Origin of the sequence: Microbulbifer sp. NBRC 101763, from assembly GCF_040371615.1 — a bacterium.
Lineage (GTDB): Bacteria > Pseudomonadota > Gammaproteobacteria > Pseudomonadales > Cellvibrionaceae > Microbulbifer > Microbulbifer variabilis.
Genome location: NZ_BAABQV010000002.1, coordinates 171540 through 184593 on the forward strand (window position 1 = coordinate 171540; position 13054 = coordinate 184593).

Consider the following 13054-nt stretch of genomic DNA (forward strand, 5'->3'; position numbering starts at 1 on the left):
TAGCACTAAGAGTTTGCGGCTTACGGGCCCTTTACATTGATGGATAGAGAGCCTGGGGGAGTTTTATGACTGAGGCAGGTCAACAATTTGATGTGGCTATCGTTGGTGGGGGTATGGCCGGTGCCAGTCTGGCGCTTATGCTGGCACATTTTTGCCCTCAGCTGAGTGTTGCACTGCTGGAACAGAGAGCGCTACCTGATGCCTCTGCCAGTGTCCAGTTGCCCAGCTTTGACACCCGCGCCACAGCTATCGCCGCTGGCAGCTTACAGTTATTCCAACAGCTGGGTTTGTGGTCCGCCTTACGTGAATATTGTGCGCCCATCCAGCGTATCCAAGTGAGTGACCGTGGCCACTCTTTTGGCGCATCTCTGTCCACCCATACACAGCAGCAAGCAAGCTTCCAGGGCATGCTCGGTGCTGTGATTGAGAATGCTGCGCTTGGGCCGATCCTGCATCGCGCTTTGGCGGATACAGCGGTGCAATTGTTGGCTCCCGCTAGGGTCAGCCGGGTTCGAATGGATTCCGCAGGGGCACACCTGAATTGGAGTGCCGCTGAGCAGGGCTTTCAATATAAATTGACCACCAGGTTACTGGTTATTGCCGATGGAGTGGAATCGCCCCTATGTCGGCAGTTGGGTATAGAAATTGATACGGTAAAGTACCAACAGAGGGCCCTGGTCACTACTGTTGGTCTACAGCGGGACCATGGTGGCGTCGCTTTTGAGCGATTTACCGCTTTGGGGCCTATGGCGTTGCTGCCTTTGCAGCAACGACAGGGACAACATCGCGCTGCACTGGTGTGGGCTTGTCCAGAGAATGAGGCGGTAGCCCTCTTTACGCTGTCGGAGGAGGAGCGCCTGTTGCGTCTGCAAGAAAATTTTGGCTGGCGTGCGGGCCGTTTTGAGCGGGCTGGAGCCCTACAGGGGTACCCGCTCAGTCTGTCCTTAGCGCGGGAGCAATGGCGCCGCAACCTGGTTTTGGTTGGTAATTGCGCGCACTTCCTGCACCCGGTAGCCGGGCAGGGGTTTAACCTGACTCTGCGCGACTGCTATGCCCTGGCACAGACTTTAGCGGGCGATCGACCTGCGCAGGGTTCAAAAGCAGAATTGGATCGCCTGCGGGCCTATGGTCGATGTCGCAGTTTTGACCAGCAGTTGACTGTTGGGTTTAGTGACCAAATACCGTCACTATTCACATCAGAGAACCCCTTTCAGCAAGTTGTGCGCCAAATGGGTTTGCTCGGCCTTACACTGGTACCGCCGCTGAGAGCGGAGTTTGTCAGCCAGGCGGCAGGATTTGGGCTTTAACGGTGCCCTTGTGAGGGTGCAACAGCGGAATTGGCTTGAATATGAATAGACACCGTTTGGACTTTGCCATTGTTGGCGCAGGTATGGTGGGGATGGCCCAGGCCGCACTGTTGGCGGTGCGCCACCCGGATATGCGTCTTGCCCTGCTGGAGGCCTCCGAGGGGACTGTGCCGGAACCCTCCCAAAATTATGAGCCGCGGGTGGTGGCTTTAACTCAAGCTTCACGGGAGTTACTTGAGGAGGTTGGTGCCTGGGCGGAGATTTCTGCGCGCCGCGCCTGCCCATATGTGGAAATGCGAGTCTGGGATGCCGATGGCACCGGTTCAGTAAGGTTTAACAGCCGCGATGTGCAATTACCAAATCTCGGCCATATTGTTGAAAACAATGTGATTGTTGCTGCTTTGAGGGCCCGGCTTGAGGCACTGCCGAATGTGGAGCTGGTCAATGGCTTTCGTTTGGAAAGTTGGTGGCGAGACTGTGGGCTTTGGCACTTACAGCCGCGTGGTGAGCAGCTCAATGACATAGAAGAGTTGCGTGAGCGGGCCGAGATAGTGCGCACCCGCCTGCTGATTGGGGCCGATGGCGCTCGTTCTAAAGTGCGAGACCTGCTCCGAATTCGCTGCCAGGATACGGATTATCATCAGGCAGCCCTGGTATGTGTCGCTCGCTGCGAAAAGCCTCATCGCCATACCGCTTGGCAGCGTTTCCTGCAGAGTGGCCCCCTGGCATTCCTGCCTCTAGCTGGACTCGGGGATGACAATCACTGTGCCGTTGTCTGGTCGGCGGATGACCCACTCGCTCGGGAGCTGCTGATGTTGGATGACCAGGCCTTCGCTCTGAATCTGGAAAAAGCTTTCGAAAGTCGGCTCGGTAAAGTCGAATCAGTGAGTGAGCGCTTTTCTTTTCCTCTGCGTGCTCGCCATGCGGAGCGCTATCATGGCCCCGGTGCCGTGCTGGTTGGGGACGCGGCCCATAGTATCCACCCTCTGGCTGGACAGGGCGTGAATCTTGGGTTCCAGGATGTGCGTGTTCTCACCGATGAAGTAGACCGTGCCTTGTCCCGCGGGCTGGAACCTGCACACGCCTCGGTGTTGGCGCGTTACGAACGTCGTCGCCGCGGGGATAATGCTGCAACCTTAAAAGCCATGAGTGCGTTTAAATCTCTGTTTGGTGCTGGCGATTTGCACTGGCGCTGGCTGCGCAATACTGGCTTGAGTATGGTGGACGCCAGCCCCATGTTAAAAAAGCGTATCATTCTGCGGGCCATGGCGGTGTAGTGAGAGCTTGCCCCTTGTAATTGCCGTTAAAATATAGCGCCGTTAAGTGCAAAAGGGCCCGTTGGAATGAGTGATGTCAGGCAATCCAATTAGAAGGGTTTACCGATTTGAGCCAGTGGTTAGTTATTTATTCCTTTCCTCTTTCGAAGGATCTCTGTGCACTGGCGCATTTTATTCAACGTTATCAACTGCCGTTGCGAATCGTTGAGGAGAAAAACCGGCAGCAGATAATGACCTTTGATGGCAACCTAGCAGAAGTACTTAAACCCCTGCTGCAGCGCTGGGATGCTGGTGAAGTTGACCTCGACAGGGTCCAGTTACAAGCTGCTCAGCCAAATAGTGCGCCTGATTCGGCAGTTGAAGCGAATGATCCCGAGACGGAATCAGCGCATCAACCTAAAAAAAATGTATCGTCTGAACAGGCACATAACCAAGCCTCAGTGTTACCAAGTTTTCCCCTGGATAAGACACCAGTCAGCCTCTTGTTGATTGCACTATGTTTTGTTGGCTGGTTTCTGCAAGCGAATAATTTTTCCAGTGCTTTGCTGATCTACCCGGATCAAACGGGCAATCCTCTCTCAGATTCCTCTCTTGCCTGGCATCTACAAAATGGGCAGTGGTGGCGGTTGTTGACACCAGCTATTGTGCACTTTTCCCTGCCCCATGCTTTGTTCAATGCTCTGGGTATTTGGATATTAGGTCGGCCATTGGAAGCCCGGGGTGGCAGCCTCATGTATACGTTGCTGGTACTTATCGGGGCTATCGCCTCCAATCTTTCCCAGTATTTGTGGGAGCCGAGGGTTCTTTTTGGTGGTATGTCTGGAGTGGTGTATGGCCTTGTAGGGTTTGCTTTGGTAGTGCAGCGTTTTCAGCCAGCATGGCGTGATATTCCCGTAGGTATTATCACCGTGGCTTTGGCTTGGCTGGTTTTATGCGCTTTGGGGGTTATGACATTTTTCACCGGAGTCGGGGTTGCAAACGCAGCACATATAGGGGGCTTCGTTAGCGGCTTAGTCATTGCTTTAGTGTATTGCGTTGTGGGCGGGGGGCGGAAGTTTATTCCAGGCTGAACCGCTCCCTAAGGTGCACTTGCGTTTGTTGTTCCTGTTTTGATAAGTGGGGCCTTGTCCGGCTGTTATTGGCCCATTTGATAATATTTTTGCTTTTTTAGCTTGTTACAGGCTTGTTGTGTCGTTGGCAGTACGCAAAAATTCAATTCCAGTTTTTCTGTAACCAGGGATATATGCTTCTCTTAATTACTTATGTATTTATCGCTCTCGGTTTCTCCTTTTTGTGCTCTATAGCCGAGTCCGTCATTCTCAGTGTAACAACGCCCTACGTGCGACTATTGGAGCGCGAGGGACATAAGGCCGGCCCTCTGCTACGTAAACTCAAGGGGGATATCAATGCGCCCCTGGCCGCAATTCTTACCCTGAATACCATCGCTCATACCGCCGGTGCTGCCGGGGCTGGAGCCCAGGCAACGGCGGTTTTTGGCAATCAATACCTGGGAATTGCCTCTGTGATCCTGACACTGTTAATTCTGGTTTTTTCTGAGATTATCCCCAAAACCCTGGGAGCGGTTTATTGGCGTCAACTGGCACCATTTACTGCTTACGGGTTGCGGGGGCTGGTTTGGCTGCTCTATCCGTTTGTCAAAATGTCTGAAATGTTAACCCGCGGTCTCTCCCATGGGCCGACCCTGACCGGCTTTAGCCGCGATGAATTTGCGATTATGGCCGAGATTGGTGAGGCTGAGGGCCAGCTGGAACAGCGTGAGTCCAATATTTTACGCAATCTCTTTTTTACCCTGCGGGATCACTCGGTACGAGAGGTGATGACTCCACGCACCGTGGTTTTTTCCCTGCCCCAGGATGCAACATTGGCTGAGGCTTATGAGGAAGTTGAAAAAGGGCGCTTCTCGCGTATCCCTGTTTATGAAAATCGCGATCCAGATTGCGTTGTAGGTTTTGTACTTAAACAGGAGCTTTTACTTGCTTATGCCAAGGGAGAGCGCGAGCGTAAGTTGGAGGATTTCCGCCGTGAGATGCTGATGCTGCCGGAAACTGCCACGATCTATCAGGCCTTCCAGAAAATGCTATCTCGTCGGGTGCAGATCAGCGCAGTGCTGGATGAGTATGGTGGCCTTGAGGGATTGATCACCCTTGAGGATCTTCTTGAGACCTTGCTCGGTGAAGAGATTGTCGATGAGGCTGATAAAACCCCTGATCGCCAGGAGTTGGCTAAGCGGTTGTGGCGTTGGCGCTCCAAAAAATATGGTCTAAAGGTGGACGAATCGGCTCAAGAAGAGAAAAAACCAGAAGAAAGCAATAAGGAGAGTGAGCGTCCGCGGGACTAATCTATCCGCTCTTCATGCCACTTTTTTTACTACCGGTGGCACCAGCGGAATCTTTGACGGCCTCCGGCATTCTGCGCAGGTTTTAGTCCCGGCGGCTGCTAAGCTTGCTGACCATAAATGTCGCCGCGGATAGCCTGCTGGCAAGGTCTGTACTCAAGCCGCTAGAATACGCCGCTTCGGAACCTGACGGACTGAGAATTAAGATGGGAAACAGAACGCCTTTGTATGACACACATGTCGCCATGGGTGGCAAAATAGTGGACTTCGGTGGATGGGACATGCCGCTACACTACGGCTCCCAGCTGGATGAGCATAATAAGGTGCGCACCGATGCGGGGATGTTCGATGTCTCCCACATGACCGTAGTAGATGTCGATGGGCCCGCTGCTCGCGACTACCTGCGTTATTTGCTGGCCAATGATGTGGCCAAGCTAGACGGCAAGCCTGGCAAGGCTCTCTACACTGGTATGCTCAATGACCAAGGCGGTGTAATCGACGACTTGATCGTCTACCTGCGTGATCCTGGTTATCGAGTGGTGGTGAACTGCGCGACCCGCGACAAAGACTTAGCCTGGATGAACAAGCAGGCAGAATCTTTTGATGTGACTCTCACAGAGCGTCCTCATCTTGCAATGATCGCTATCCAAGGTCCCAATGCAATCGCTAAAACCAAGGAAGTCCTGGGTATCGACTGGACTGCGGCAATCGATGCGTTGAAAGTATTTGAAAGTGTGGCCCGTGGTGATTGGTTTGTGGCGCGCACCGGTTATACCGGTGAAGATGGCCTGGAAATCATGCTCTCGGGTGAGGACGCCAGCGGCTTCTGGCGCGCTCTCGCCGATGCTGGCGTAGCGCCTTGTGGTTTGGGTGCTCGCGATACTCTGCGTCTGGAAGCCGGTATGAACCTCTACGGCCACGAAATGGATGAAGAGACTTCCCCACTGGTGGCCAATATGGCTTGGACCGTCGCCTGGGAGCCGGAGGGACGCAACTTTATTGGCCGTGCAGTCTTGGAAGAAGAAAAAGCGCAGGGCGTTAAGCACAAGCTGGTTGGTCTGGTCCTGGAGGAGCGCGGTGTACTGCGGGCGGGCCAACAGGTGGTGGTAGACGGTACAGAAGAGCGCGGTATCATTACCAGCGGGACCTTCTCGCCGACCCTGGGTTACTCCATTGCCATGGCGCGGGTACCGGTCAGTGTTGGCGATACCGCTGAGGTGGAAATCCGCAAAAAGCTGCAGCCAGTCAGGGTGGTGAAGCCCTGTTTCGTGCGCAATGGCAAATCGGTTATTTAAGCGTCGCCCGCAGGTGTACGCGTTGGCAAGACAATAAATTCAGATGCTTAATCAAGGGATAACAGCATGAGCGAAATCCGCAATGAACTGAAATACCTCTCCAGCCACGAGTGGGCGCGCCTTGAAGAGGATGGCACCGTAACTATCGGCATCAGCGATCACGCTCAGGATGCTCTGGGCGACGTGGTATACGTTGAAACCCCCGAAGTTGGCAGCACCCTGGCTGCAGGAGATGAGGCTGGTGTGGTCGAGTCGGTGAAAGCTGCCAGCGATATTTACTCCCCCGTTTCCGGTGAGGTTGTCGCGGTGAACGAGGCTCTGGAAGACTCTCCGGAAACCGTGAATTCTTCCCCTTACGATGATGGCTGGTTCTTCCGTATCAAGCCCAGTGACGTGAGTGAGCTGGACAATATGTTGGATGCCGAGGCGTATCGCGAGGAGTCAGCGGAGTAATTACTTCCTGATCTCAAACAAAAAAGCCGCTGCCAAATGCAGCGGCTTTTTTGTTTGAAGAGTATCGGACTTAATGCCGTGCACTTGCTGGGCGCAGAATATTTTTGAGGCCGATCCTCTGCAAAAAGGCGCTCACGGTTTGTTCAATCTCGTCAGCGCAATCCATTTTGAGCACCTGGTGTAGAAGCAGCTCGGTATCTGCCTGGCGCACAGCGCGCAAGGTAGCCTTTACCCTTGGCAAATTGGTGGCATTCATCGATAGTCTGTCATAGCCCATTGCCACTAACAGCAGCGCCCCCCCGGGTTCGCCGGCCAGCTCTCCACAGATGCTCACCTTGGTGCCCTCTGCATGTGCAATGGTGACGATTTCCTGTAGCGCGCGAAGCACCGCGGGATGGAGGGCGTGATAGATATTGGCTACACGTGTGTTGTTGCGGTCTACCGCTAACAGATACTGGGTCAGGTCGTTACTACCTACTGAGATAAAGTCGGCGCGCTCGGCCAGCTCGCGAATCTGGTAAATGGCTGAAGGCACTTCCACCATGACACCAACCGGCGGCATTTCAATCTCATACCCTTCTTCCAGCAGCTCTCCGTAGGCGCGTTCTATTAACCTGCGCGCCGCTTCCAGTTCATTGAGCCCGCTGATCATTGGTAACATGATACGCAGGTTGTTGAGCCCTAAGCTGGCTTTCATCATGGCGCGCACCTGCGCCAGGAATATTTCCGGATGGTCCAGGGTAACGCGGATACCGCGCCAGCCGAGGAAGGGGTTAGTTTCTTCGATAGGGAAGTAGGCCAGCGCCTTATCGCCACCGACATCCAGGGTTCGCATGGTGACCGGCATGGGCGCGAAGGCCTCCAGCTGTTCCCGGTAGATTTCCCGCTGCTCTTCCTCAGAGGGGAAGCGGTCGCGCAGCAGGAAAGGTACTTCAGTCCGAAATAGGCCCACGCCTTCCGCACCTCGTTCCAGGGAGCGCACTACATCGGCCATTAGCCCGGTATTAACTAGCAGGCAAACCCGGTGGCCATCAGCTGTTTCCGCTGGTAGCCCGGCCATATGGTCGAGGCTACGGGCAAGCTGGTGTTCCTCCTCCACAATATCGTCATAGCGGCGCTTCAGTTCCGCGCCGGGATGGATATGTAGGTCGCCCCGATAGCCGTCCACAACCATATCGACACCATCGATAGTCTCATAGGGGAGATCCTGCACCCCCATAATGGCAGGCAGACCCATGGCCCGGGCAATGATAGCTACGTGGCTATTGGAGGAGCCCTTTACAGAGACGGCGCCGATTAACTTTTCCCGTGGGACCTCAGCCAATACAGCCGCTGTTAACTCCTCTCCCACGAGAATGGTGTTATCCGGGTAGTCTCGCTCGCTCTGCTGGCGTTGATGCAGATGTGAGAGAACCCTGGAGCCCAGGTCGCGAACATCGGCTGCCCTGTCGCGAAAATAAGAATCGGACATGGCTTCAAAGCGCCTTACATGTTCGAGCATGACCTCGGCCCAGGCCCTGGGGGCACTCAATTGCTGTTGGATACGGTCGCAGACTTCAACGGCGAGAGAGTTATCGTCCAGCATACTGATATAGGCGTCGAACAGCGCACGCTCCTCGCGGTTCAGGTCTCCTTTGAGCCTTTCTCCTACTTCGCGGATTTCTTCCCTGGCAGTGCTGAGTGCTTGCTGGAATAAGGCGAGTTCGTCCTCAATATCCAAGCACAGGGAATAGGGCACGGTGGCCAGGTTGGCCTGGGGGGTGACAATATGTGCACGACCGATGGCAATGCCAGGTGAGGCGGCAATACCGGAGAAATGGGTTTCCTGGCGCTGCCTACGGATGGTGGCCAGCATACCGGTGGCCTCCGCATGCGCTATAACCCCGGCCAATTGAGCGGACAGCGTGACCAGGAAGGCTTCCTCACCCTCATCGAAACGGCGCTGTTCCTCCTGCTGGACAACCAAAACACCAAGTACGGTGCGGTGGTGAATAATCGGCGTGCCCAGAAAAGCGCTAAAGCGCTCCTCGCCAGTGGAGGGAAAATACTGGAAGGCGGGGTGAGCTTCGGCCTTTTCCAGGTTAATGGGCTCTTCGCGGGTAACCACGTTGCCCACAAGGCCCTCGCCAGGCGCCAAGTGCACTTGACCCACGGCACTTGGGAGCAGGCCATCGGTGGCCATCAGGACATAATTTCCGGATTGTTTGTCACGAAGGTATACGGAGCAGACCCGGGTATGCATTACTTCACGCACACGTCGAACAATAATTTCGAGCACCGCAGGAAGGTCTCTGGCGGTGTTTACTTCTTGAACGATACTACGTAAAGATCCGAGCAATGGCCTGTCCTCGCCAATCAACGGAGAAATTTATAGGCCCAGGGCTAACCTGGGGCCAGAGGAGGTGCGGAGCCGCACCAGGAGCAGGTTTCGGGTCACTCACCCTTGTCGCGCAGCCAGCGTCTTTCCAGCTGAAGCTGTTGGGGGGCCAGCTCGGTCAAAGCACGACGGTAAACCTCGCGCTTGAAAGTGACTACTTTACTCAGTGGGTGCCAATAATTCACCCAGCGCCAGTGGTCGAATTCAGGTTTGTAGCCATTATCGAAGCTGATAGAGGACTCCTGCGCTTCCAGCTTCAGCAAAAACCACTTTTGTTTTTGCCCTATACACAGTGGCTCAGAGCGTCGACGAATCAGTCTCTGAGGCAGGCGATATCTCAGCCAGCCACGAGTACAGGCAATCAGACTGACTTGATCGCGAGTAAGGCCAATTTCCTCGTACAGTTCCCTATATAGCGCCTGTTCTGGGGTTTCGCCTGGGTTTATACCTCCCTGGGGAAATTGCCAGGCGTCCTTGCCACCTACCCGCCTAGCCCACAGTGCCTGACCGCGGACATTCAGCACAATGATACCGACATTGGGGCGGAAACCCTCGGTATCTATATTGCTGCTGTTTTCGCTACCCTGGCCCCGGTTGCGGTTGTTGGCTGCGGGGCTATCGGTGCGATTTGACTGTTTGGCGGGCCTACGGCGGTTTCTTCGCCCGGCTTGTGCCGGCTTGCCGTCGCCCAAAATACCGTCCTCAATACTGTTGTGTGTTGCCGTGCGCAGCACTTACTTGTCCCGCATTGTTCCACAGAGGTGGGTTTACAGCAATTCAGTGACGTAGTCCGTGTGATACGGGCAAGTGCGAGGTAAAATTGACTGCCGCTACGTTGATGGTGGCCTAACCATGGCGGTGAAATACCCTTTGGGAATCTATAGTTTACGGGGGAGCTGGCGGTGCATCTGGCAATATTTGATCTCGATAATACATTGATCGGTGGAGACAGTGATCACGCCTGGGGCGAGTTCCTTGTGGATCGGGAGCATGTGGATAGTGAGCGCTATCGCTCCACCAATGACCGCTTCTACCAGGATTATCAACGTGGTGATCTGGATATTTTTGCCTATCTGGAATTCGCTTTGGAACCATTGTCGCAGATTTCACGCGGTCAACTGGAAAACCTGCAGAGCGAATTTATGCAGGAAGTGGTCAGTGAGTTGTGGTTGCCTGCGGCGCAGGAGTTGATCGGCGAACATCGCCGCAAAGGGCATCACATTATGATTATCACAGCCACTAATCGTTTTGTGGTAGAGCCCATTGCCGCGCGTCTGGGAGTAGACACGTTGTTGGCTACAGAGCCCGAAGAATTAGAGGGCCGGTTTACTGGGCGGGTTGTCGGAGAGCCCTGTTACCAGGCCGGCAAGGTGCTGCGCCTGCGCCAATGGCTGGCGCATAACCCAGAGTTTGAAAGCAGGGAGAAATGGTTTTATAGCGATTCCATTAATGACCTGCCCCTATTGGCCGAAGTGGAGCACCCGGTGGCTGTAGATCCCGACGCGCGCCTGCGTGTAGAGGCAGAAGCGCGCGGTTGGCCAGTTATCAGCTTGCGGGAGAGCCGCTGAATTGCGTAGCCAAGATCTTTGCGGTGATGGGAATAATGAGGAATTGAGTGAACGGACATAGCATTCGGTATCTGGTTGTGGTGCTCTTGCTCGGTGGCTTGGCGCTCACATTGGGATGTGAGAAGGAGCCCGTGGAACCGCCCAAGACTCTTCGGGATGTGGCGCCGCAACAGATCAGTGAACAGGCGGCCTCAGACCTTTCTCTGGCAATTTGGCAGGCGGGACAGGCCCAGGTACTCCACACGCATGCATCAGTGGAAACTTTACAGCGCGCAGTTAAAGCTCTACTGGCAAATCCCAGTGAGGACCAGCTTGAAGAGGCCAGGCTCTCCTGGCTGGATGCACACCGGGAGTTTGCGGCAACCCTTCCCTATATACAGTTGGCGTTTTCCCCGGTGGACTTGCGTAGCCAGGGGCGCAAGTTGATGCTGGCATTGGACAGTTGGCCAGCCCAGGCTGGCTACCTGGATACGGTGCCAGGGTATTCAGACAGCGGCATTGTCAATGACACTGCAATCGAGCTGACCCTGGCTAATTTACGTAAGCAACACAGGCTTACCGCCCATGAGGAAGCCAGTACGGGGTTTCATGCCTTGGAAGTCATGCTTTGGGGGCCCACGGGAGAGCGCACTGCAGAGGACTTTATCCCCGATAGTAACGGTGAGAAACCTGAGGCGCTGGCGGTGAATCGTCGCCGCGAACTGACCCGGCTGATTGCCAAGGGTATGGAAGAGGATATGGCCGGTCTCGCGCGCCGTTGGCCGACTTCAGCCAATAATTTGTCGCGTGAGTATCTGTCTCTGGGGCCTGTAGCACGGCTACAGCAAATTCGTGCTGCGCATACTCAGGTAATTGATGAACAAGTATTACGGCGCCTTCCCGAGGGATCAGAGAGTGACGTGGAAAGTGGTCGGGCTGCGGATTCTAAGCAGGCTCTGTTGGGCATCATGGCGACTTTACAGTCCAACTGGATACCTACCGGTGGTGGCGGCATGGCGGAAGTATTGCTTGACCGTCATCAGGTCAGTGCACTGGAAGAGACTTTTTCGGATTTTGAGGCCTTGTTGCTGAAGATGGAGGATCCGTTTGAGCTGGCTGAGCCGGGGCAATTGGTGCAGGCGCGTAAACTGCTTGAACGTATGGCGGGTTTGATGGCAGGAACAACCCAGGTTCCGTTATCGGAAAAGGATGTTATGCCGGTATCCCTGCCTACGATAGGGAACTGATCAAAATAAAACCCCGGCAATGGCCGGGGTTTTTGATTTGGAGTACTTTCTCAGTCTTACCAGCGACGTACAGGGCCAGTATCTACATGGACGAAGTTACTTTTCGGATAGTAGCCAACACCGCCTGCTTTTAGAGCCAGTGCCGCCTGTCGCAGTTTTGACAGTGGGACGCCCGGCATGCGGATATCCAGGGCCATACCACGAGTATGGTAACTGCGCTTGGCAACTCCGCGGCCTGCAGCACGCAACTTGGCGTTGGTCTTGGCCGATCGGTATCCCGAGATAATCTCGATGGTACCTGTGTAATTGAACTTTTCCTTCAGCTTATACACGATATCCAACAGTTTCGGGTCCATTCGAGTCACTTCGTTGGCTCGGTGGTCGCGCAGCAATTTGTTGAATTGTTTCAAGCCATTACTGCTGTAGTCTCCGTTAGCCCAGTAGGCGGCCTCCAGCTTCTCCCCTGTGTGCAGGTTGCGCATCTTCAGGGTGCGGGAGCTACCTACTTTAGCGAAAGTCGGTCCGGCGCTGACCGCCGCCGCAGTTGCGCAGGTCACTGCCAGGAATCGACGTCTGGATGGATTCTTCATAATTCCGCCTCGTCGTTAATTCTCTTCGGAGCGCGTCGGATAGCGCATCCGGGTACGGCGGAAAATGTACAAAAAATAACCAGTTGTTACAAATTTGCAGCTGCTAATTCGGAAATAATCATACCGCTATGCTGGTAAATTTTTTCTCTTATGCTACCGGCGGGTGGGAATTTTCCAGAAATAACTCAAGGATACCTGTTAGCAATGAGACAGCGTTGTCATTTTGTTGCCAACGTTAAAAAAACATTTTTCTGCGACTGTTAGGTTCCATAGGGCTGGGAAAGTGATAGAAAAGTGGGGCTCGGACACGGTGAGAGGTCTATTACCTACTCTTTTGAGAGCTATTCAAATATACGAAGAGTGCTGCTGGTAGGTTGTTAGAAAGCCCTATGTAGCATGGGAGAAAGTCCACCTCTCTCTATTACCCCTTCCCCTTTGAATGTATGTACATGTATATACAACATTGAGGGTATGATTCCTACATATCCTTCAGATAGATACCTTATCTCGATGTGATGGTTGTGGATAAGAGTGCGCCTGATTGGTGTAAGTAAAAGTTCTGCAGGATGCTTCATATTTTTATTAAATAAGAATGTTGGCCACAG

11 protein-coding genes are annotated in these 13054 nt (G+C 54.1%); 8 read left to right on the forward strand and 3 right to left on the reverse strand.

Annotated elements, in window-relative coordinates; genetic code table 11:
• Positions 1–65: 65 nt before the first annotated feature.
• The 6 genes from ABWV76_RS06120 (at position 66) to gcvH (ending at position 6688) form a co-directional block, all read left to right on the forward strand.
• Positions 66–1307 carry an FAD-dependent monooxygenase gene (locus ABWV76_RS06120; protein ID WP_020414257.1) on the forward strand — a complete coding sequence of 414 codons (1242 nt, stop codon included), beginning with the start codon at positions 66–68 and terminating at the stop codon, positions 1305–1307.
• A gap of 41 nt (positions 1308–1348) precedes the next feature.
• Positions 1349–2584, forward strand: coding sequence for a UbiH/UbiF/VisC/COQ6 family ubiquinone biosynthesis hydroxylase (locus ABWV76_RS06125; RefSeq protein WP_020414258.1), 1236 nt, complete (start codon positions 1349–1351; stop codon positions 2582–2584).
• A 107-nt stretch (positions 2585–2691) separates the two neighbouring features.
• Complete coding sequence (locus tag ABWV76_RS06130; RefSeq protein WP_353375537.1) at positions 2692–3654, forward strand: rhomboid family intramembrane serine protease; 963 nt, start codon at positions 2692–2694, stop codon at positions 3652–3654.
• A 173-nt stretch (positions 3655–3827) separates the two neighbouring features.
• Positions 3828–4943 carry a CNNM domain-containing protein gene (locus tag ABWV76_RS06135; RefSeq protein WP_020414260.1) on the forward strand — a complete coding sequence of 372 codons (1116 nt, stop codon included), beginning with the start codon at positions 3828–3830 and terminating at the stop codon, positions 4941–4943.
• A 203-nt stretch (positions 4944–5146) separates the two neighbouring features.
• Complete coding sequence (gcvT, locus tag ABWV76_RS06140) at positions 5147–6235, forward strand: glycine cleavage system aminomethyltransferase GcvT (RefSeq protein WP_282952249.1); 1089 nt, start codon at positions 5147–5149, stop codon at positions 6233–6235.
• Positions 6236–6301: 66 nt separating this feature from the next.
• Complete coding sequence (gcvH, locus tag ABWV76_RS06145; protein ID WP_020414262.1) at positions 6302–6688, forward strand: glycine cleavage system protein GcvH; 387 nt, start codon at positions 6302–6304, stop codon at positions 6686–6688.
• Positions 6689–6758: 70 nt separating this feature from the next.
• On the opposite strand, the gene ptsP is transcribed toward gcvH, so the two are convergent.
• The gene (gene ptsP / locus ABWV76_RS06150; protein ID WP_026305190.1) at positions 6759–9026 is read right to left on the reverse strand and encodes a phosphoenolpyruvate--protein phosphotransferase; all 2268 of its coding nucleotides are present in this window, start codon (positions 9024–9026) and stop codon (positions 6759–6761) included.
• A 95-nt stretch (positions 9027–9121) separates the two neighbouring features.
• Positions 9122–9799, reverse strand: coding sequence for an RNA pyrophosphohydrolase (locus ABWV76_RS06155; RefSeq protein WP_353375538.1), 678 nt, complete (start codon positions 9797–9799; stop codon positions 9122–9124).
• A gap of 168 nt (positions 9800–9967) precedes the next feature.
• Between ABWV76_RS06155 and ABWV76_RS06160 the strand changes: the two genes are divergently transcribed.
• Positions 9968–10633, forward strand: coding sequence for a histidinol-phosphatase (locus ABWV76_RS06160; protein ID WP_020414265.1), 666 nt, complete (start codon positions 9968–9970; stop codon positions 10631–10633).
• A 47-nt stretch (positions 10634–10680) separates the two neighbouring features.
• Positions 10681–11859 carry an imelysin family protein gene (locus ABWV76_RS06165; protein ID WP_245556710.1) on the forward strand — a complete coding sequence of 393 codons (1179 nt, stop codon included), beginning with the start codon at positions 10681–10683 and terminating at the stop codon, positions 11857–11859.
• Positions 11860–11915: 56 nt separating this feature from the next.
• Here the strand turns inward: ABWV76_RS06165 and mepK are convergent, their stop codons facing one another.
• A complete protein-coding gene (mepK, locus tag ABWV76_RS06170) occupies positions 11916–12449 on the reverse strand; it encodes a peptidoglycan L,D-endopeptidase MepK (RefSeq protein WP_020414267.1) in 534 nt (177 codons plus the stop codon).
• Positions 12450–13054: the final 605 nt, after the last annotated feature.